Origin of the sequence: Natronospirillum sp., from assembly GCF_022565775.1 — a bacterium.
GTDB lineage: Bacteria > Pseudomonadota > Gammaproteobacteria > Pseudomonadales > Natronospirillaceae > Natronospirillum.
Genome location: NZ_JAIUMC010000004.1, coordinates 72,868 through 94,336 on the forward strand (window position 1 = coordinate 72,868; position 21,469 = coordinate 94,336).

The 21,469-nt window shown below is 61.2% G+C and carries 18 protein-coding genes; 13 read left to right on the plus strand and 5 right to left on the minus strand.

Translation table 11 applies throughout. The features are described from left to right. Window positions 1-19 precede the first annotated feature (19 nt). Both LAT62_RS02290 and LAT62_RS02295 read right to left on the minus strand, forming a co-directional pair. Window positions 20-1,069 (minus strand): TRAP transporter substrate-binding protein, encoded by a 1,050-nt coding sequence (locus tag LAT62_RS02290; RefSeq protein WP_293378320.1) that lies wholly within the window; start codon window positions 1,067-1,069, stop codon window positions 20-22. A 76-nt stretch (window positions 1,070-1,145) separates the two neighbouring features. Beyond that, window positions 1,146-1,928, minus strand: a complete 783-nt coding sequence (locus LAT62_RS02295; RefSeq protein ID WP_293378323.1) for a putative hydro-lyase — start codon at window positions 1,926-1,928, stop codon at window positions 1,146-1,148. A gap of 114 nt (window positions 1,929-2,042) precedes the next feature. Here LAT62_RS02295 and LAT62_RS02300 point away from each other — a divergent pair, with 114 nt between their 5' ends. From LAT62_RS02300 to LAT62_RS02310, 3 genes are read left to right on the plus strand one after another with little or no spacing between them, the layout of a single operon-like run. Further along, complete coding sequence (locus LAT62_RS02300; RefSeq protein WP_293378326.1) at window positions 2,043-2,948, plus strand: LysR family transcriptional regulator; 906 nt, start codon at window positions 2,043-2,045, stop codon at window positions 2,946-2,948. Further along, complete coding sequence (locus tag LAT62_RS02305; protein ID WP_293378329.1) at window positions 2,945-4,150, plus strand: NAD(P)/FAD-dependent oxidoreductase; 1,206 nt, start codon at window positions 2,945-2,947, stop codon at window positions 4,148-4,150. The genes LAT62_RS02300 and LAT62_RS02305 overlap by 4 nt, the downstream gene beginning before the upstream one ends. Next, window positions 4,150-5,211 carry a sensor domain-containing diguanylate cyclase gene (locus tag LAT62_RS02310; protein ID WP_293378332.1) on the plus strand — a complete coding sequence of 354 codons (1,062 nt, stop codon included), beginning with the start codon at window positions 4,150-4,152 and terminating at the stop codon, window positions 5,209-5,211. The genes LAT62_RS02305 and LAT62_RS02310 overlap by 1 nt, the downstream gene beginning before the upstream one ends. Before the next feature lie 31 nt (window positions 5,212-5,242). On the opposite strand, the gene LAT62_RS02315 is transcribed toward LAT62_RS02310, so the two are convergent. Both LAT62_RS02315 and LAT62_RS02320 read right to left on the minus strand, forming a co-directional pair. Next, window positions 5,243-5,632 carry an ectoine synthase gene (locus tag LAT62_RS02315; protein ID WP_293378335.1) on the minus strand — a complete coding sequence of 130 codons (390 nt, stop codon included), beginning with the start codon at window positions 5,630-5,632 and terminating at the stop codon, window positions 5,243-5,245. A 101-nt stretch (window positions 5,633-5,733) separates the two neighbouring features. Further along, window positions 5,734-6,678, minus strand: a complete 945-nt coding sequence (locus LAT62_RS02320; RefSeq protein WP_293378338.1) for a Rho termination factor N-terminal domain-containing protein — start codon at window positions 6,676-6,678, stop codon at window positions 5,734-5,736. Between the two features lie 152 nt (window positions 6,679-6,830). Between LAT62_RS02320 and LAT62_RS02325 the strand changes: the two genes are divergently transcribed. The 10 genes from LAT62_RS02325 (at window position 6,831) to LAT62_RS02370 (ending at window position 18,844) form a co-directional block, all read left to right on the plus strand. Next, window positions 6,831-7,826, plus strand: coding sequence for a serine/threonine protein kinase (locus tag LAT62_RS02325; protein WP_293378341.1), 996 nt, complete (start codon window positions 6,831-6,833; stop codon window positions 7,824-7,826). Between the two features lie 132 nt (window positions 7,827-7,958). Next, entirely contained in the window at window positions 7,959-9,185 is a 1,227-nt protein-coding gene (locus LAT62_RS02330) for an efflux RND transporter periplasmic adaptor subunit (RefSeq protein WP_293378343.1), read from the plus strand. A 1-nt stretch (window position 9,186) separates the two neighbouring features. Further along, entirely contained in the window at window positions 9,187-12,288 is a 3,102-nt protein-coding gene (locus LAT62_RS02335) for an efflux RND transporter permease subunit (protein ID WP_293378346.1), read from the plus strand. A 111-nt stretch (window positions 12,289-12,399) separates the two neighbouring features. After that, a complete protein-coding gene (locus LAT62_RS02340) occupies window positions 12,400-13,110 on the plus strand; it encodes a corrinoid protein (protein ID WP_293378349.1) in 711 nt (236 codons plus the stop codon). Next, a complete protein-coding gene (locus LAT62_RS02345; protein WP_293378352.1) occupies window positions 13,107-13,730 on the plus strand; it encodes a DUF1638 domain-containing protein in 624 nt (207 codons plus the stop codon). Before LAT62_RS02340 ends, LAT62_RS02345 begins: the two co-directional genes overlap by 4 nt. Beyond that, complete coding sequence (locus LAT62_RS02350; protein WP_293378355.1) at window positions 13,730-14,068, plus strand: virulence factor; 339 nt, start codon at window positions 13,730-13,732, stop codon at window positions 14,066-14,068. The genes LAT62_RS02345 and LAT62_RS02350 overlap by 1 nt, the downstream gene beginning before the upstream one ends. Before the next feature lie 60 nt (window positions 14,069-14,128). Next, on the plus strand, window positions 14,129-14,590 hold the full coding sequence (locus tag LAT62_RS02355; protein ID WP_293378373.1) for a methylenetetrahydrofolate reductase C-terminal domain-containing protein: 462 nt from the start codon (window positions 14,129-14,131) through the stop codon (window positions 14,588-14,590). Next, on the plus strand, window positions 14,587-15,642 hold the full coding sequence (locus LAT62_RS02360) for a methylenetetrahydrofolate reductase (protein WP_293378358.1): 1,056 nt from the start codon (window positions 14,587-14,589) through the stop codon (window positions 15,640-15,642). Before LAT62_RS02355 ends, LAT62_RS02360 begins: the two co-directional genes overlap by 4 nt. Beyond that, window positions 15,639-16,553, plus strand: coding sequence for a dihydropteroate synthase (locus LAT62_RS02365; RefSeq protein WP_293378361.1), 915 nt, complete (start codon window positions 15,639-15,641; stop codon window positions 16,551-16,553). Before LAT62_RS02360 ends, LAT62_RS02365 begins: the two co-directional genes overlap by 4 nt. 266 nt (window positions 16,554-16,819) lie before the next feature. Further along, window positions 16,820-18,844, plus strand: coding sequence for an ASKHA domain-containing protein (locus LAT62_RS02370; RefSeq protein ID WP_293378364.1), 2,025 nt, complete (start codon window positions 16,820-16,822; stop codon window positions 18,842-18,844). 208 nt (window positions 18,845-19,052) lie between these two features. Here LAT62_RS02370 and LAT62_RS02375 read toward each other — a convergent pair whose 3' ends face one another. Continuing rightward, window positions 19,053-21,179 carry an alpha-galactosidase gene (locus LAT62_RS02375; protein ID WP_293378367.1) on the minus strand — a complete coding sequence of 709 codons (2,127 nt, stop codon included), beginning with the start codon at window positions 21,177-21,179 and terminating at the stop codon, window positions 19,053-19,055. Between the last annotated feature and the right edge of the window lie 290 nt (window positions 21,180-21,469).

Sequence of the window (21,469 nt, forward strand, 5' to 3'; positions counted from 1 at the left end):
CTCCTCTCCCGAAGGAGTATTAACGGGAGGCCGTCAGGTCCAGTTGCGAACCAATGGCGTCGTTCCACATATCGACGATGTCCTGATCGACGCGCCGCGCCCAGTTGGGCAGTACGATCTCCTGAAGAATCTCCATGGAGCGCTCCAGATCCGCTTCGGATGGTTCTACCAGTACCATATTCTGCGCATCGCCGGCATTACATTCGCCGCCCTGACCGGTAAGACAGGCGACACCGCGCTGGGTATCCACCACGGCATTCGCCCAAACCTTGTCCGTGAACTCGGTCTGAATGGTGGACTGCAGGATGTCCTGCTGTTCTGCGCTCAGGTTGTTCCAGGTGTCATTGCGAATGGCCGTGACCACATAGTCCCAGCCACCGGCGGGCAAGGTGTAGAGATACGACGCCATTTCATACCAGGCCGAGCTGTAACCGGACATGGAGCCGGTAACGGCACAATCGATCACGCCGCGGCTGAGTGCACCGGGTACTTCACCGAAGTCTATGTTGAGGCTGTTGGCACCCACGCCGTCCAGAAACTCTGCCGTGGTGCGTCCGCTGGCACGGATGTTCCGTCCTGCCAGATCTTCCAGGCCGTCTACAGAATCGCGGCAGAACACGATCTGCTGCGGGTAGGGCACAATGGCCAGTACCTTGGCATCATAGCGCCGCTCCATGCCGATGTCGGCAATGGGCATGTAGGCTTCGGTCAGACTGCGGGCGGTTTCGACATCCAGTGAAATCATCGGCAGATCCAGTGCCTCCATTTCCGGGGCGTCCTGCACGGCGTAGTTCATGACCGTCATGCCTACGTCGTAAAGCCCCTCGGACAGCATGTTGTAGACATCCGCGCCGTCAAGGCCCATCTGATCATGTGTTGTGAGACTGACTGTGAGTCCACCGCCACTGGCTTCCGGCAATACTTCAGACCAGTAGGGGTTCTCGAATACCCGGTGCAGTTCGAGACCGCTCCAGCTACCGACCACGCTGAGTTCATTGGCGTTGACCGACGCGGTAGCGGCCATCAGGCCGGCTATCAGCCCTGTGCGAAGTGCAGTTCTGGTTTTCATGGTGTAGTCCTCTCGTTGTTTTTTAGGTTATAGAGCCCGGTGGTCAATCAATCGCGGTCACCTCCGGGCCGGGTCGTCAGGAGAAGTGCAGGTCCGCATTCACGATGTCGGTAACCAGCATTTTCCCCGGTGCGTGAGTAATCGCTATCGGAATTTTCGAGTTGTAGATGGCCTGCTGGGTGGTAACCCCGCAGGCCCAGAATGTGGGCAACATGCCGTCTGTCAGCGCAGGCGGATCACCGAATTCCGGTGCCTCCAGGTTGTGGATGCCGATCTGGGTCGGATCTCCGATATGCACCGGAGCGCCATGCACGCGATGCATGCTGGAAGTGATCTGGACCGCCTTGACGACATCCCGGCTGGCCAGTGCACGCATCGAGACCACCAGATGACCGGAGAAAACGCCGGCCGGGGTCAATTCACGATCGGTCAGATACATGGGTACATTCTGCCCGGCCGTGATATGGGGCATATTGATGCCGTGCGACATCAGGCTTTCTTCAAACGAGAACGAGCAGCCGATGTAGAAGGTGACAAAGTCGTCCTGCCAATAGTCGGCGATACTGCTGCTCTCGAGCTCTGCAGTTCCGTTGCGGATGATGTGGTAGCCATGCAGGTCGGTTCTGATATCAATGTCTTCACCCAGCGATGCGGCTGATGTTTCTCCGGCCTCGCTCACATAGAGCAACGGACAGGCTTTCGGATGCAGGGTGCAGAAGCGATAGAAGTCCAGGGCATACTCTTTCGGCACAATCACGATATTGGCTTGTGCATAACCCAGGCTCATGCCACTGGTCGTCGCGATCGTCTGGTTGGCTCGAGCATTGAGCCTGGCCTGTCTGGGCGAAAGATGCTGCATGGTTTACCGTCCGCAGATGAAGTCTGGTAAACACTATTGCTCTGGCTGTATGATAAATCAAATCAGAAATTTAGATGATCAACGATCGGAGAAACCTATCATGAGGTCGAAATCATGATCGATTTCCGGGAGCTTGAAGCCCTGGTATGGATTGTCAGACTGGGCTCATTCCGCAAGGCAGCAGACCATCTGCACATTACCCAGCCGTCGATTTCAGAGCGCCTGGCAAGGCTCGAGGACTACCTGGGCGAGCAGGTGGTGTTGCGCGACCACCGGCCGGTAATGCCCACCCTGAAGGGGCGCGAGCTGTTCCGCCAGGCCGAGCAGATGCTCGAGGAGCGGCAGGCAGCCGTAGACCGGTTTCGCAATCCTTCGGATTATCGGGGCGTGTTTCGCCTGGGCGTTGTGGAGACCATTGCACAAAGCTGGTTGCCGGACTATCTGACTGAAATTTCCCAGTGCTATCCGGCCATGACCATTGAAATGGAAGTCGATGGCACACCGGGGCTGCAGCACAAACTGCTTGATCATGAGCTGGATCTGGCCCTGTTGATGGGCCCGGTGGATTCGGACTACATCATCAACCGCCACCTTTGCCGCTACCCGATGTCTTTTGTTGCCCACCCGGACCTGCTCGAGCAGGCATCCGGACAGGTGATGGACCTGTTGCGGAGCACCGTGCTGCTGAGTTTCTCGCGTGGCTCCATACCCTATCGCGACCTGCGGTTTCAACTGGACGAGCATGGCCTGGACGGTGCCCGTATTCACTGTTCAAGCTCCATCTGGACCCTGGCGCGCCTGGCCATGGCCAAAACCGGCATCAGTGTCATGCCGCCGATCATTGTGCGGGAATTTCTCGAACGCGGCGAACTGCTGGAACTGGACGTGCCGATTCCACTGCCGGACCTGCAATTCACGGCGTCCTGGCCGGCCAGCTATGATGCAGCACTGGCCTCCAGTCTGGCTGACCTGGCGATCGCCCGCAGTGCTGCCGACACATGGGCCGAGGAACTGGCATGAGCGCCGGCAAGGCAGAGGGCCGCAGTGTGCGGCATGTGGATGTCCTGATCCTTGGCGCCGGTGCAGCCGGGCTCATGTGCGCCCGGGTTGCGGGTCAGCGCGGGCGCACTGTGGCGCTGCTGGAGCGGGCCAACAAGCCGGGCAAGAAGATACTGATGTCCGGCGGTGGGCGGTGCAATTTCACCAATCTGGAGGTGGAGCCCCGGCATTTTCTGTCGCAGAACCCGCATTTCTGCAAATCGGCGCTGAAGCGCTATACACAGTGGGACTTTATCAGCCTGGTGTCCGAGCACGGGATACCCTGGCATGAGAAAGCCGATGGCCAGTTGTTCTGTGACCACAGCAGCAAGGATATTCTGCAGATGCTGCTGAATGAAACAGAGTCATCCGGGGTGTCTCTGCACCTGAACTGTGAGCCGCAGGACATCCGCCAGACTGCAAGCGGCTGGGAGGTGGGCACAACCGAGGGGCTTTGGCGCTGCGAGTCACTGGTGATAGCCACCGGCGGGCCCAGCATCCCCACGCTGGGCGCCACCGACTGGGGCATGCAGTGGGCCGAAAGCATGGGCTATCCGCTGGTCACCTACCGCGCCTCACTGGTGCCCTTTACCGCCAGCCCGGAAGACCGGGCACACTGGGCTGACCTGTCAGGTGTTGCCCTGCCGGTGACCCTGAACGTGAAGGCGCGCCAGTGGACCGGCGACCTGCTGTTCACCCACCGCGGTCTCAGCGGGCCTGTGGTGCTGCAGATTTCCAACTACTGGCAGCCCGGTGAGCGCCTGCGGATCAACTGGTGGCCGGCGGGAGATATCCTGACAGACTGGCCCGACGCCCGCCGGGAAAACGGCAGTCAGACCTGGGCAGCCTGGCTGGCGCAGCGCCTGCCACGGCGGGTGGCCGAATGGCTGGCTGGAGATATGGGTACTGTTCGCCTGGCGGATATCCGGCGTGGCGATCTCGAGCGGCTGGCAGCCCGGGTGCACGCCTACGATTTTCAGCCGGCGGGTACGGAGGGCTACCGAACCGCCGAAGTCACTCTGGGGGGTATCGACACCCGCAGCGTCTCCTCACAGACGTTCGAGAGCCAGATTCATCCCGGTTTGTACTTTGTTGGCGAAGTTCTTGATGTCACCGGCCACCTGGGCGGCTACAATTTCCAGTGGGCCTGGTCGTCGGGTCATGCCGCAGGAGAAGCAGTCTGATGCAAGACAGAAGGCAACAGCCACGAACGTCACTCGCATCAGGGTCGGATGCCGATCTGTTTGTCTCGGTGTCGCATGCCGCGCGAAAACTTTGCCAGCATACCCACTGGCGCGAAGGGATCAGCGATTTCCTGTCGGCGCTGGGTGCTCATACCGGCGCCAGTCGGGTCTGGATCTTCCGCACTCTCGAGTATGGGCCTGACTATTATGTCACCCGCTATATCAGCGAGTGGGCAGCCCGCCCCGACCTGTCCAACATTGACGACCCGGTGTTGCACAGCCAAAGGGTTGAGGTTGCTGATGACTTTTCCCGGCAAGTGTACGAGGCCCGTCTGCGCGGCGAACTGCTGGCCCATCAGGTGGATGATCTGCCGGGCCGCTTCGGTAAAGAACTGAGGCGCCAGGGTGTGCGCTCCATGTTGACGGTGCCCATCATGCTGAAGCAGGAGTGGTGGGGCATCCTGGGTTTCGATTTCTGCGATTACCCCAGAGCGTTTCCCGAAAGCTATCGGGCCGCCCTGGAGATCGCCAGCTTGCTGCTGACCAATGCGGTGATGCAGGAAAGGCTGCACTGGCAGGCCAACCACGACCCTCTGACCGGGCTTTACAACCGGCGCTATCTGATGGAAACCGTGGACTCTGATTTGACTGACGGTACGGCAGGCGCCCTGATCATTCTGGATCTGGACTGGTTCAAGGCAGTCAATGACCACCATGGGCATCAGGCGGGCGATCAGGCCCTGGTCAGGGTGGCTGATGTGCTGCAGCGCAAGGTGCCAAGGCAGAGTGTATCGGCTCGCCTGGGGGGTGAGGAGTTCGCCATCTGGGTGACGGCAGAGAATATTCCGGCAGATGAGCTTGCCGAACGCATTCGCGCGAGTATAGAAGCGGTTACGCTGGAATTTTCTAGCGGGGTGGCCGCCCTGACCATCAGTGTGGGTGTGGCCAGTAGCGGCCCGGACGACGTGGAAGACAGTTTTTCAGCCTTGTTCGCCCGTGCCGACAGAGCCTTGTTCATCGCCAAGGAGGCGGGTCGCAATCAGGTCGTCTGTGCCGACTGAGTGCTGACCAGCCCCGGCGGTTCTTGTGCCGTCAGTCTGTGACCAGCGTGTAGGAGCCGTCTTCATCATGCACTTCGCGACCGGTGACCGGCGGGTTGAACGCGCAGATCAGACGCATGTCTTCGGTGCCGCCACGCAGAATATGCTGGTCGTGCTTGTCCAGGGCGTACAGGGTGCCGTCCTTGATCTCGTGCACTTCACCGGTAGCCTTGTCTTCGATGCTGCCGTTACCGGCCACGCAATACACGGCTTCCAGGTGATTCTTGTACCACAGATGCAGCTCTTCACCGGCGGGGATAATGGTTTCGTGAAACGAAAACCCCATGCCGTCTTTTTTCAGCAACAGGCGGCGGCTGGTCCAGCCCGGTCCTTCCACTTCCTTGTCGGTACCAATAATGTCTTCCAGGCGTACGATCTTCATGCTGAAATCTCCGAAACTATGAAACAGGGACGCCTAGCCTACCACAACAGGTATCGATATAGGCGCCAGACGCGGATTCCAGTCGTCTCAGGCTGCGCGCTTCAGAAGAACAGCCAGCCCAGCACCAGCAAGGCGACAGCCAGCCACATCACGGCAGCATCGCGGTCGTCACGGGCAACCGCAGGCTCCCAGGCACCTACGGCGGGACGCGGTTCGGCGCGCAGTGTGGCGTTGTCTTCAGGCTCTTCCGCCCCTTCCTCGGGCTCTGTGTCTTCTATTTCGGCAGACAGTACGGCCCAGTACTCCAGTTCGAGGGCTCGGCGCAGGGCGTCGATCGAGGCCTGATCAATGGCCTGCCGCCAGACCGCTTCCTTGAAGCGTCTCGGGTACACAGAGTGGTCGAGACTGACTTTCAGCGTGCGCACATACTGTTGTATCAGGCCTTCCAGCCAGCCGTGCAAGGGCGGGGCGGGCGAAATGTCCCCCAGCGGCAATTCGATTTCGCCGTTGTCTTCCGCAGCCACCAGCGCATCGATCAGTTCCGCCTTGCGCAGGCGCTGAGGAATGCGCTCGGACTGTTTGGCCAGCGTCTGCAAATCCGACACGGTCAGTTCCTGCAGGCTTTCGCGCACATCATGGTCGTGGCCGGAGGTTTCTATATTGGCCAGCCCGTCACTGAGCAGGGCGAGTCGCGCCGGGAAGGGCAGTGTGGTCAGTATTTCGCCGCGTGCCAGGGCAAAAATGGACTCACTGAAGCCCTTGAGGTTGGCCGCTTCACCGAGACAGTTTTCACGGTTGTGATCAATCATGTCGGCCAGGGTATCGACCGCCACGCTGATCTGCTCGGCTGGCATGAGGCGACGCCAGGTATCCGTCCACTCATCCACATCCCGGACGGATGCGGCAGCGCGGCGCAATTCGGACAGGTCGCTGACATCATGAATGTGCACTGCGCCCTGAGTGACCGCGGGCCAGTGACGGATGTGTGGCTTCTGCTTGTCGAAATCCCACAGCCATTCCAGGCTGGCAGAGGACAATTGAGTCATCTGATTGTTCCTTGGTCGGAGCTCTGTAGTCACTATAGCGATCAGCCGGACAGGTTGCCAACGTTGTAACCACTGCCATGGATGATTGTCAGTGTTCCCGCCATACCGTACTCTCTGCTCAGGATTTCCAACCGCTCTGGCCTGAAACGACCATGAATGAAGCAACGCTTGTCCAGCATCCCTACAGCAGCCTGACACCGGATGTCGTTCTGGATGCGGTCGAGAGCCTGGGTTTTGTCTGTGATGCCCGTATTTTTCCGCTCAACAGCTATGAAAACCGGGTGTATCAGGTTGGAATCGAAGACGAGGCCCCGCTGATCGTGAAGTTCTACCGACCGGGTCGGTGGCAGGCAGAGCAGATTCAGGAGGAACATGATTTCTCCGCTGAACTGGACGCTCTGGACGTGCCCGTGGTGGCGCCCTGGCGGGACAATGACAACCGGTCCCTGTTTGAGCACGAAGGATTCATGTTCGCGCTCTATCCGCGACGCGGCGGACGGGCCCCCGACCTGGAAGCCGCTGACGATCTCGAAGTGCTGGGCCGCCTGATGGGGCGCCTGCATGCGGTGGGCACGCAACGCACCTTCCAGCACCGACCCACCCTGTCGGTACAGAGCTTTGGCACAGACAGCGTGTCGTTTCTGGTGCAGTCCGGTGCGGTGCCCGAGTCGCTGCTGCCGTCCTACGAAGCCGTGGCCATGCCATTGCTGGAAGGCATCGAGGCCGCATTTGCCGCCGTGTCCTTTACCCCCATAAGACTGCATGGCGATTGCCATCCGGGAAACATTCTCTGGCGCGACGGTGCCGCCCATTTCGTGGATCTGGACGATGCGCGCAATGGCCCCGCCATTCAGGACCTCTGGATGCTGCTGACGGGTGATCGGGCACACCAGACAGGGGCGCTGTCGGATGTGATGGAAGGCTATCAGCAGTTCCATGACTTCAACTTTGCCGAATTGGCGCTGATTGAGCCACTGCGCGCCCTGCGCAGCCTGCACTACGCCGCCTGGCTGGCAAGGCGCTGGGAAGACCCGAGCTTCCCCATGCACTTCCCCTGGTTTGGCGACGAACGCTACTGGGGAGAGCACATCATGACACTGCGCGAGCATGTCGAGGCGCTGCAGGAGCCACCGCTCACACTCTGGTAGGCTGTACCGACATTTTGTAAACAAATTGTATGGAGGACAAACGTCACTTATCTGGTGAGGTGCAGACGGCACACTGCTGCACTCGCCGGATTGGGCTGGCAGATTGAGATTGGAACGGACATCGAGGGATTCATGTTGAAACGCATTGTGCGCATTGTGCTGGCGCTGCTGATTCTTGGCGCAGCAGTCGGGCTGGCCGTCTGGATGGTCAATGGAGGTCCGGAAACGGAAGAGGATGCCGAAGCCGCGCCCCCGCCGGAAGTGACTGCCCTTGAAATAGAGCCGGGCAGCTATCGGCCGCAGATGGACTGGGTCGGACAGGTGGTGACGCGTCAGCGCGTTGAACTGACGGCACCGATCGCCGCCGATGTGCTGGCGCTGCCGGTCGCCGAAGGTGACAGGGTGACCGCCGGAGAATCGCTGATTGGTCTGGATACACGCGAGCTGGACTGGGATCTGGCGCAGAATGAAACCGAATTGCGCGAGCTTGAACTGTCGCGGGCACAGATTCGTGACCAGATAGCCGCCGACGAGGCGCTGCTGGTGCTGGAGCGGGAGCTGCTGGCTCAGGCGGAACGGGCGCTGGAGCGTGAGCGCGGCCTGCGGGGGCGGGGCGCCTCCACCGAAGCGGCGCTGGAAGAAGCCGAGTCGCGCGCTATTCAGGCTCGCCAGTCTTTGCGCCAGACGGAAAGTGCCCTGAGCCAGCAGCCGCTGGAACTGGAGCGCCTCGAACTCCAGGAAGCGCGCCTGCAACTCAACCTCGAGCGGCTGCAGGACCGCCAGCAGCGGACCGCTTTGGCAGCCCCGTTCGATGGCATTGTGGAATCAGTGGATACGTCCATCGGGCAGCAGGTCAGTGCCGGCCAGCCACTGGTCACCCTGTATGCACCTGAAAGCCGGGTATGGCGTGTTCCGGCGCCTGATCGGGACAGTGCCGAGCTGGAGGCCAGGCTGGCCGAGCAGTGGGTTAGTCTGTCGCGCCGCGCCGCCCATGTCACAGACGGGTCGGCCAGTCGCTATGTCGAGTTTCCACTGCCGCAAGCGCTCAACTGGGCCCCGGGCGAGACCCGCTCGGCCCGAGTGCAGCGGCCCGCGCTGGACAATGTACAACCGGTGCCCGCCTCGTCCCTGTATGCGGGCAACCGTGTCTTCCTGATCACCGAGGAGGAAGAACTGTCGTCAGTGGTCATTGAGCCGCAGGGCACCACCTGGCTGAACGGCAGTGAATACTGGCTGATCAGTGCCGGGGATCTGCCTGCATCCGGGCGCATTCTGGTCACGCGGCTGCCCAGCGCGCTGAACGGTCAGTCCGTCAGTGTGAGTGAGGTGATCAGCCCGTCAGGTGTCGAGGAGCCGTAATATGACTCGACTCATTGAAGCCCTGCGGGAAGCACCGCTGCTGGCCTATTTTGCCCGCCACCGGGTCGCCGCCAATCTATTGATGCTGTTTGTTGTGCTGATGGGGATTCTCGGCATGACCCGACTGCCGATGCAGTTGTTCCCCGACATCACACCGGGTGCCGCCGCCGTGACGGTGGCCTGGGACGGGGCCGGTGCACAGGCGGTGGCAGACCGCATTACCGAGCCCCTCGAACAGGACATCATGGACCTGGACGAGGTCGACCGCGTGACGTCGGACACCCGGGACGGCTATGCCGCGCTAAGTGTCTACTTCGATGTCGGCATTGACATGGAGGCTGCCATGCGCGAACTGCGCAGCACGGTAGATGGCGCTTCCTTGCCCAGCGGGGCCGATCGGCCGACGATCCGCGAATACGAATTTCAGGAACCGGTTATCTTCACCATCCTGTCCTACGACGGGGCGGTTTCGGATCTGCGGCCCTTTATCGACCAGATGGAAACCGACCTCAAGCGTCGCGGCATACCGGATATTCAGGTTGAAGGCCTGGAAGACCCGATCATCCGTCTCGAGGTGACGCCGGAAACCCTGTCGCGCCATGGGTGGACACTGGATGATCTGGCCAGCGAGATTCGTCAGGTCAATGACCGCTTTACTGCCGGTCAGGCCGGTGAAGACGAGAGCCGGCGCAGCCTGATCACCGGCGAGCGCCGGATGACCGGACTTGAACTGACCCGGATTCCGGTGGGTGACAACCTGACCCTGGGTGACGTGACGACAGTCCGTGACCAGGCTGATGACCCCCGGAAGCGACTGGTCTTCGATGACAGCAATGCCGTTCTGGTGCAGGTATTCCGCTCGGCTGGCATGGACTCGATGGAGACATCGGAGATTTATCATGCCTGGCACAACGAGGCGGTGGCCGACCTGCCCGGCGGGGTGGATGTCTATGTGTTCGGCGACAACTCCGAGTTCGTCGGCGACAACGTCGAACTGCTGCTGACCAACGGCTTCTATGGCCTGCTGCTGGTGCTGGGCACACTGTTTATCCTGCTCAATCTGCGCGTTGCCTTTTGGACGGCCATGGGCATTCCGGTGGCACTGCTGGGGACTCTCGCTCTGCTGTACCTGTCCGGCGGGTCGCTGAACTTCTTCTCCATGTTCGCCATGATGATGGCCTTGGGCATTATCGTGGACAACGCCATTGTGGTGGGTGAAGAAACCCAGTCCATGCTGGAGCGCGGGGTAGCCCGCGAGGATGCGGCCAGTCTGGCCGTTAGTCGCATGTATGCACCCATCGTGGCGTCTTCGCTGACCACGATTGCGGCCTTTTCGCCGCTGCTGTTTGTGCCCGGCATGTTCGGTGAGCTGTTGCGGCCCATCCCGCTGGTCATCATCATGGTGATCACCGCAGCGCTGATCGAGTGTTTTCTGATCTTGCCCGGGCATCTGCACATGAGTTTCGCGCGGGCCAGCGGGCGCACGGAAACAAGGCTGCGCCAGCGCATCAATGCCCTGGAGCATCGGGTCAGAGAACAGTACTACCGTCCCTTTATCAACTTCATGCTGCGCCAGCGCCTGATCAGTGTCAGCCTGGCGCTTGGCCTGCTGATCGTCTCGCTGGGCATGGTGGCCGGCGGGGTGGTGCAGTTCTCCGAGGAACTGGATGTGGAGGCGGAAGAAGTATTCGCTGAAGTCCGGTTTGTCGAGGGTGCGACAGAGCAGGATATTCTGGCGTTTATCGAACAGATGCGCAGTGGCCTGGCGGGCGCCGACGAGGCATTGCGCCAGCAGCATGACCTGGGCATGTCCACCCTGATTCGTGATCTCTACTATGAATATGATCTGGATTCGGGGGATGCCTTTTTCATGGCCAGGCTGCCCTCACCGGATGACCGTCCGTTCAGCAACAACCGTTTCCTGGCGGAATGGGAGCAGCGGGTGGAGCGCCCGCAGTCGGTCGATCGACTGCGTATCGAAAGTGAAAGCGGAGGCGGCGCCTCGTCCAGTCAGTTGACGCTGCGTCTGGCCGGGGATGATGCCGAACAGTTGCGCGCCGGCACCCAGGTGCTGACCGCCGTTCTGGCCGACTTCTCCGAACTGCGCAACATCAGCGACACACTGCCGCCCACCACCCGGCAGGTACGCCTCGATCTGTTGCCGGAGGCAAGAGCCCAGGGCATCAGTGAGCAGGCCCTGGCCGGACAACTGGCCGCCACCCTGGATGGGGCTCTGGTGCAGAGTTTTACCCAGTTTGGCGAAGACGTGGATGTGCGGCTGCAACTGGATGAAGCGTCCCGGCGGCAACTCGATTATATTGCCTGGCTGCCGGTCAGGCTGGGCAATGGCACGACTCTGCCGCTCAGCGAGGTGGCCCGCTTCACGGAGCAGGAAGAACCCGCGTCCATTGCGCGCGAGAATGGACGCCAGGCCGTCTCCGTGACGGCTGACCCTGCCGACGAAGGCGTCGACATGGGCAGTATCCAGGCGACCATCGAGTCGACCATCATGCCTCCACTTCTCGCCCAGTATGGCCTCACGGCCGACTATGAAACGGGTCAGGATGCCGCCGAACTGCTGGACAATCTGGTGGTTGCAGCCTATGCCGCCATGGCGCTGATATTCCTTATTCTCGCCTGGATGTTCCAGTCCTATACCTGGCCGCTGGCCGTCATGACATCGATTCCCTTTGCCATGACCGGGGCCATCTTCGGCCACTGGATACTGGGACTGGATCTGAACTTCCTGTCGCTGTTCGGGTTGTTCGGGCTGGCGGGTATAGTCATCAACGGGTCCATCATTCTGATTTCCCGTTATCGGGAACTGCTGGCCGATGGCTGGGACCGGCGCGAGGCCATCGTCGAAGCCAGTTGTCAGCGTTTTCGCCCGGTCATCCTGACCACGCTGACCACGGTGATGGGGCTGGTGCCGATCCTGTCGGAAACCTCGGTACAGGCGCAACTGGTGCGCAGCATGGCGACCTCACTGGCGTTTGGCCTGGGCTATGGTGCGATTCTGGTTCTGCTGGTCATTCCCTGCATTCTGAGCTACCTGCAGAGTGCCACCGAGGGTACACAGCGCTTTGTGCGCTGGGTGTCGTGAATCGGCAAGGTTAGGTCGCTGGCAAATCATCCTGCAGCAGGGGTGCGGGATACGCTTCGCTCATAACTGGTAAATCCGGTGCGCCGGATAACCTGGACAGGAGCGAAGCCCATGACCGACGATTACGAAGAAGACGATCTGGACCTCAGTACATTGCCCGACGATGAACTGGTCGAGCAGATGCATGATGATCTCTACAACGGTTTGCGTGAAGAGATTGTGGAAGGTACCGAGATTCTCCTCGAACGTGGCTGGTCAGCCAATCGGGTGCTGGATGAGGCTCTGGTCGAAGGCATGCGCATCGTGGGCGTCGACTTCCGCGATGGCATTCTCTTCGTCCCCGAGGTGCTGATGTCGGCCAATGCCATGAAGGGCGGCATGGAGTTGCTGCGCCCACTGCTGGCAGAGACTGGCGTGGAGCGTATCGGCAAGATCGTCATCGGCACCGTCAAGGGCGACATTCACGATATCGGCAAGAATCTGGTCTCCATGATGCTGGAGGGCGCCGGCTTCGAAGTGGTCGATATCGGCATCAACATCCCCGTCGAAACCTATCTGGAAGCTCTCGAAGAGCACAAGCCGGACATCCTTGGCATGTCGGCCCTGCTCACCACCACCATGCCCTACATGAAAGTTGTGATCGACACCATGGTGGAGCAGGGCATCCGCGACAACTACATCGTGCTGGTTGGCGGCGCACCGCTCAATGAAGAGTTCGGCGATGCCATCGGTGCCGACGCCTATTGCCGCGATGCCGGTGTGGCGGTGGAAACGGCCAAGGCCCTGATTCAGCAGCGTCGGGCCAGTCGAGCGACAGCATGAGCGCCCGCTCGCTGATCATCGCCTGTGGTGCTCTGGCCCGCGAAATTGCCGGGCTGAAGCAGGCCAATGGCTGGACCTGGGTGGAGATTCAGTGTCTGCCCGCCGACCTGCACAACCGGCCGGAGCGTATTCCGGCAGCCGTGCGCTCTGCCATTCAGCAGGCGCGCGGTCACTACAGTGCCCTGTTCGTCGCTTATGGTGACTGTGGTACTGGCGGCGCACTGGATCGCGTGCTGGCCGAAGAGCAGGTAGAGCGCCTGCCAGGTGCTCACTGCTATGCCTTCTATGCCGGGCCGGAACAGTTTGCGGAACTGGCCGCCGAGGAGCCGGGCACCTTCTACCTTACCGATTTTCTGGCGCGCCACTTCGAGCGCCTGGTCATGCAGGAACTGGGGCTGCGCGCCCATCCCGAGCTGCGCGACCTCTATTTTGGTCATTATCGCCGTCTGCTCTGGCTGACGCAGAGTGCAGATCCGGCGCTGGAGCCTCTGGCCCGCGCTGCGGCAGAGTCTCTTGGCCTTGAATACAGACAGCAATATACCGGACTGGGCGACCTATCCACCTCGTTGCTGCGCTTCGTCAATGCAACTTCCGACCGTCCTACCGCGGAGACTTTCTAATGGCTCATCTCATAACCGTCATGTGGCGCGATATTCCCGCCCAGATCATCTGCAAGAAGGGCCGACAGAGCGCCCGCGTGCAACTGTCGGATCGTTTTCAGTGGGCCATCGACCGGGCCGCCATGCGTGCCGGGAAGGGCGGTTCCGAGGCCTACCTGTCAGACTGGCAGCGCACCCAGCCACGCCCCTGCGGAGAAGACCTGGAAGCGGAAGCCGGCGCCGAAGCCGAGCGGCTGGAAGCGCTGTACTCCGACGATGATCTGAAGCGCATGATTCGCAACAAGGGCCTCTATGAGCCGGCAGACGGTGACGTCCCGGCCAATGCCGGCCACTGCTGAAGCGCGGGGGTAATTGCCATGTATTCGGTCAGACGCTGGGCAGTAAGACATTCTCGCTTGATGGAGTGGACCTACAACCTGTTCGAACCGATCGTAACCCGACTTGACCCGGTATGGCGGCTGTTCGGTTATCAGCGTGTCGAGAAGCCGATGGCGGCCGTGGAACGCGGCGTCAAGGGCCTGCTGTTTGACTGCCAGATGTGCGGCCAGTGTGCGCTTAGCAGTACCGGCATGTCCTGTCCGATGAACTGCCCGAAACAACTGCGCAACGGCCCGTGCGGCGGTGTGCGCCAGAACGGCAACTGCGAGGTCGAGCCGGACATGAAGTGTGTCTGGGTGGAGGCCTGGGAAGGCAGCCAGCGCATGTCCAGCGATGGCGGCGCTCGGATCCATGAAGTCCAGCCAGCGGTCGATTTTCAACTGGAAGGCACGTCATCCTGGCTGCGTGTGGCTCGCCAGAAGCGGGAAGAGCGGATTATCGCGCGCTCGGGTGACAGTGCGCAACAGGAGACACGGGTATGAAATTTGATGATGAACCCATCCCCGGATACTCGCTGCCCATCCTGCCTGGCCACTATTCCCCCGGCCGACTTGAGCGCGTGCTGCGCGCCGGCAAGTTTGCCGTTACCACCGAAATGGACCCACCGGATTCTGCCGACCCGGCCGAGGTTCTGAAACGAGCGGCCATTTTTGACGGCTATGTGGATGCAATCAATGCCACCGATGGTTCGGGTGCAAATTGCCATATGTCCAGTGTCGGCGTCTGCTCTCTGCTGACCCGGGTCGGCTACGCAACCATTTTGCAGATCTCCTGTCGCGACCGGAATCGCATCGCCATTCAGGGTGAAATACTGGGTGCGGCCGCCATGGGCGCCTGCAACATCCTCTGTCTGACCGGTGACGGTGTGCAGGCCGGCGATCATCCGGGCGCCAAGCCGGTGTTCGATCTGGACAGCATGTCGCTGCTCGAGATTGCACGCACCATGCGTGACGAGTCGCGTTTTCAGAGTGGTCGCAAGCTGGACCTGCCGCCCCGGGTGTTTCTCGGCGCCGCGGAGAATCCCTTCGTGCCGCCGCTGGATTTTCGACCGCATCGGCTGGCCAAGAAGGTCGCGGCCGGTGCCCAGTTCTTCCAGACGCAGTACTGCTTTGACATCGACCTGTTGCGTAACTTCATGCTCAAGGTCAATGACCTGGGGCTGCTGGAAGGTCCGAATCGGGCATTTATCCTGGTGGGTGTCGGGCCGCTGGCCTCAGCCCGGGCGGCGCGCTGGATCAGAGCCAATGTGCCCGGCGTGCACATCCCCGATGCCATCATCGAGCGCATTGAAGGCGCGCAGGACCAGAAAGCCGAGGGTGTTGCCATCTGCAAGGACCTGATTCACCAGATCCGCGAGATTCCCGGGGTCAGCGGTGTACATGTCATGGCCTACCGGCAGGAACACACGGTGGCCGAGATCATTGAACAGACCGGAGTACTGGAAGGCCGTGTGCCCTGGTATCCCGGCCGTGACAACCCGGAAGAACTCAATCCCGAATCCCCGGACGCTGTGCAGGAGGAGACCACCGCATGACCGATACCATTATCAGTTCGCACAAGAAGGAAGTCGTAATCGGCTTCGATCGCCCCTTTGTAGTGATTGGTGAGCGCATCAATCCGACGGGCCGCAAGCAACTGGCGGCTGAAATGGCGGCCGGAGACTTTTCCCGGGTAGAGCAGGATGTGCGCGATCAGATTGCCGCGGGCGCCCACATGCTGGACGTCAACGCAGGTATTCCGCTGGCCGATGAGCCGGCGATTCTGGCCCAGACCATCAAGCTGGTGCAGTCACTGACCGATGTGCCGCTGTCGATCGATTCCTCGGTGCGCGATGCGCTCAAGTCTGGCCTGGAAGTCTATCAGGGCAAGGCGCTGGTGAACTCGGTGACCGGTGAAGAAGAGAGCATGGAAGCCGTCTTGCCGCTGATCAAGAAGTATGGTGCGGCGGTAGTGGCGATCAGCAATGACGAAACCGGCATTTCGGAAGACCCGGAAGTGCGTTTTTCGATCGCCAAGAGAATTGTGGAGCGCGCGGCCGACTATGGCATCCCAGCCAGTGATGTGGTGGTGGACCCGCTGGTGATGCCCATCGGTGCGGTGCGCACAGCCGGGCGGCAGGTGTTCGAGCTGTGCTACCGGTTGCAGCGGGAGCTCAAGGTGAACACCACCTGTGGGGCGTCCAATGTGAGCTTTGGCCTGCCCAACCGCAATGGCATCAATGCGTCCTTCATGAGCATGGCTATTGCCTCGGGCATGACGTCGGCGATCACCAATCCGCTGCATGCTGAAATCATGACATCGATCATGGGAGCCGATGTGCTGATGGGACACGACCCGGATTGCGGGCGCTGGATTCAGAAATTCCGCGAACCACCGGCCGCCAATGCCGACGGCAGCGCCGGCCGTGGCCGCCGCCAGACCCGCCGCCGGCGGGCGGCGGTTTAGAATTTCGAAGTTTGGGAGCTGTGAGTCGAAAGTCGAAAGTACACAGAGGACAGTCGACAGGGAACAGCGTTCTGGCCGGTGGCCTCACCACCGGTGGCTATTTTGATTGGGCGGCTGACGCCGCCGAGCGCAGCTAAAGCAGCGCCTACAAAAGTGCCACCCTGTAGGCGCGTGCCTTGGCCGCGCCAGGCCGCGAAGTGGCCCATTGGCTGGCTGACCGAATGGACCCACCAGGCACCAAACCAAAAAGGGCAGGAGATACACGCATGTCGGAACAGGAAGCTCTGGTTGTATTTACCCCATCCGGCCGGCGAGGGCGCTTTCCGGTGGGCACGCCCCTGTTGCAGGCAGCGCGCGCCCTGGGCGTCGACATTGATTCCGTTTGTGGCGGCCGCGGTCTCTGTGGCCGCTGTCAGGTTACCGTCTGCGAGGGCGAATTTTCCAAACACGGCATTGCCTCCAGCGCCGACAGCCTGACCCCGAGCGCCGAAAACGAACAGCAGTTCATCCGCCGCCGCGGCCCGCTGAAACCCGGACGCCGCCTCAGTTGCTCTTCGCAACTGCTCGACAACTGCGTCATCGACGTGCCCGCCGAAAGCCAGGTACACCGCCAGATCGTGCGCAAGCGGGCCGAAGTGTTCGACATCGAACTCGACCCCATCGTGCGGCTCTATTATGTCGAAGTGCAGCAGCCCGACATGCACCTGCCTACCTCCGACCTGCGCCGCCTCAAGGACGCACTCGATTTCGAATGGCGGCTGAAGGAGCTTTGGTCGGATATCCGTGTCGTGCAGGAGGTCCAGGGGGCCTTGCGCAGCGGCGACTGGAAAGTGACTGCCGCTATCTATGATGACCAGCGCATCATCGCCGTCTGGCCCGGCTTTCAGAGCCGTATCTTCGGCATGGCGGTCGATATCGGCTCCACCACCATTGCGGCTCATCTGTGCAACCTGCAAAGTGGCGAAGTGGTCGCCTCTTCCGGGCGCATGAACCCGCAGATCCGCTTTGGTGAAGACCTGATGAGTCGGGTGTCCTATATCATGATGAAGCCGGGCGGCGACGAAGAAATGACCCGCGCGGTGCGCCAGGCGCTGAATGACATGGCGTTCGAACTGGCGAACGAGGCAGGCATTGATCTTACCGAGATCATCGAGGTGACCTTTGTCGGCAATCCGATCATGCACCATCTGCTGCTGGGCGTGAATCCGATCGAACTGGGCGGTGCGCCCTTTGCGCTGGCCACTGGCGAAAGCGTGTCCGGACTCTGGGCCACCGAGATCGACCTCTTCATCCACCCCAATGCTCGCATCTATGTGCTGCCCTGTATTGCCGGCCATGTCGGCGCCGATACCGCGGCCATCATTCTTTCCGAAACCCCCTATCTGAACGAGGAGCTGACGCTGCTGGTCGATGTGGGTACCAATGCCGAAATTGTACTGGGCAACCGCGAGCGGCTGCTCGCCTGTTCCAGCCCCACCGGCCCTGCTTTCGAGGGCGCGCAGATCAGTTGCGGCCAGCGCGCGGCCAATGGCGCCATCGAGCGGGTGCGTATCGACCCGGAAACTCTTGAGCCGCGTTTCAAGGTGATCGGCTCCGACCTCTGGTCCAATGAGGAGGGCTTTGCCGAGGAAACAAAGGCCTGGGGCATTACCGGCATCTGCGGCTCCGGCATTATCGAGGTGATGGCCGAGATGTATCTGGCCGGCATCATTACCCAGGACGGCATTGTTGATGGCGGCCTGGCAGCGCGCAGCGAGCGCATCGTGGCCGACGGCCGCACCTGGTCCTATGTACTGGACCACAATGAAGAGCGCACCCTGAGCATTACCCAGAACGATGTACGGGCCATTCAACTGGCCAAGGCAGCCCTCTATGCGGGGATTCGTCTGCTGATGGACAAGCTGGGTGTCGACTCGGTGGAGCGCATCGGCCTGGCGGGTGCTTTTGGCAGCCATATCGACGTCAAATATGCCATGGTTCTGGGCATGATTCCGGACTGCCCGCTGGAGAATGTGCGGTCAGTCGGCAACGCGGCCAGCACCGGCGCGCGCATTGCGCTGTTGAACAAGAAGGCCCGGCACGAAATAGAAGATCAGGTACAGCAGGTCGAGAAGATAGAAACGGCCGTGGAAGCGCGCTTTCAGGAGCATTTCATCAATGCCATGGCGATACCGCACAAGACCGATGCCTTTCCCCACCTGCGCGGCAGGTTCACCCTGCCCGAACCCCGATTCATCGAACGGGACGACGACGGCAGTCGCCGCCGGCGCAGACGCAAGCGCGTGGCTTGATAGCACCACCCTGTAGGCTGTGGCCCTCGGCCACGCACGGGGCCCGTCAGGGCGGCTTCGCCGCAGAGCGCAGCTAAAGCAGCGCCTACAACAGTGCCACCCTGTAGGCGGTGCGGTCCGACGGTTCGAGTCTCGCTCACGCATGCGTGGCCAAGGGCCACTGCCTACAACTGTCTTCTGTGCACTGTCGACTCACAACTTCCAACTCTCAAACTTCCTTCAAAGCCAACAACAAAGCACTCTCCGGATTGAGAATCGGCAACTGCACCCCCGCCTGCATCAGCAGCTCGGCACTGAAGCGCCCGCCGCCGGCCTGCTCGAGCTCGGACTGCCCGGTGCGCGGGCCAAGTGCCCCGTCCGGTATCCAGAAGGACAGCTCATAGTCGGTGCCCGGCTTGAGCCCCTGCAGCCGGAGTGGTGGCAGCAGCATCTGCTTCTGCAGCTCCAGCGTGGTTGCCGCAAACAGTGCCGACCTGCCATCGCCGGACACCACGCCATAGGCCTGCAGCGCCGGGTCGGCGGTATCCAGCCGCCAGAAGGTGCCGGTGTGCAGCAGGCTGCGATGCTGCTTGTACAGATCCACCAGCGCTCTGACCTGAGCTTTTTCGGCGTCCGACATCTCGGTCACATTCAGCTCCAGACCCATGTGGCCGAACATGGCGGTAATCAGTCGATAGCCCAGATTCAGGCTGCGCCCGGTGGTGTGGCTCGGATTGGCGCTGATATGCGAGCCGTTGATCTCCGGCGGTAGAAACAGTGAATAGCCGTATTGAATGCGCTGGCGCTCGCGGGCGTCGATGCAGTCCGAGGTCCAGATGCGCTGGGTATGGCGCAGTATCTCGAAGTCGATCCGGCCGCCGCCCGAGGCGCAGGTCTCGATCTCGACGCTCGGGTGGCGCTGCCGCAGTTCGGCCAGCAGGCGATACAGCGCCTGGGTCTGTTCATGCACACCGGCAATGCCGTTGCTGCCGGGCTGAACCAGATCACGGTTCATGTCCCACTTGATGTAGTCGATGGCGTACTCGGTAAGAAAGCTGTCCAGGCGCTCCAGCAGATAGGCAAACACCTCGGGTTTGGCGATATCCAGCACATACTGATGGCGGCCCAACGGCTGATCGTAGCCCTCGACCTGCAGAATCCAGTCCGGGTGGGCGCGATACAGATCCGAGTCCGGGTTGACCATCTCCGGTTCGAACCAGAGGCCGAAGGTCATGCCCTGTTGGTGCACGGCCTCGATCAGATAGCCCAGCCCGCCGGGATGCTTGCGTTCATCCACGAACCAGTCGCCCAGCCCGGCGTGATCGTCGTCGCGGCGGCCGAACCAGCCATCATCGAGAATGAAACGCTCCACCCCGACATCGGCGGCGTGGCGTACCATGGCCTTGAGCTGTTCCGGTTTATGGTCGAAATAGATGCCTTCCCAGGTATTCAGGTGCACCGGTCTGGGCCTTTTCGTGACATCAAGGTCCAGTATCTGTTCCCGCACAAAGGCATGGAACTGCTGCGACAGGCCGTTGAGCCCGCGCCCTGACCATGTGCCGAAGGTCTCGGGGGTACGGTAGGTCTGCCCGGCTGACAGTTCGATTTCACCGGGATAGAGCCATTCGCCCAGTTGAATATGCCGGTTGCCATCCAGCAGCTTCTCGGCCACCAGCCGGTGATTGCCGCTGTAGCCCAGATGCAGGCCCCAGACCTGGCCACGGTTTTCGGAAAAGTGCGGCTCGCCGGCTATCATCGCCGGGAAGCTGGCATGGGACGTCCTGCCCCGCCGATTTTCGCGCAGCACCGGGCTCAGTGGCCAGGGCTGGCGTTCGGTCAGAAATTCCTGAATCCAGCGGCCGTGGAAGGTGAGCAGTTCGTCGGCTTCCCAGGGCAGGCGCACGGACAGGCCCAGATGGTCCAGTTGATAAGGGGTATCACCGGTATTGGTCAGTTCGGCGGACAGGCGAACAACCTCGGTTTGCTGATTCAGACTGACCCGGATATCCAGTTGCAGGCCGGCCTGCGGGTCGACACAGCGCAGCCGGTGGGTGCCGTCTTCGTCGACGTCGACCTGGTCCAGTTGCATCTGGCCCGCCCAGTCGCGACGCTTGCGCTGACCGAGCAGGCCGGCCTGGCCGTGAAAACCGCGGCCCATTTCCGGCACCAGACTGAGTGGCGGAATGCTGTCGAGAAAGCCGGCAGGGTGAGGCAGGGACTGCAGCAGGCCAAGCTGGGCGTGGTCCAGCGCATCGGGCAGGGCTTCGCCCCAGTACAATACCGTCGGCACACCGCCGTTCGGCGCACCGATGATCAGGCTGCTGTGCTGGCCTTTGAGGTGATACACATCCTGCATGCTGTGGCTCCGGGTTCCAGGCTGAATCTGTCATTCATCCTAACCCGAAACCAGAGCTTTGAGAACGTTTTCATAGAGGTTGGTGCCCCAATTTTCGGGTGGAGCCAGTGCCGCCTGATGGGGGCACCCTTGTCGGTAGGAGCGCACCCCGTGCGCGATTATCCGCCGTTGCCTCTGTGCCACGGGCCCGACCGGTCAGCCACCCTTTAGTTACAGCCCCGCGGACCGTCGCCAAGCTCGGGTACATACCTGTGAGACACGCAAAAAACGTCATCCCTGACAGCTCGACC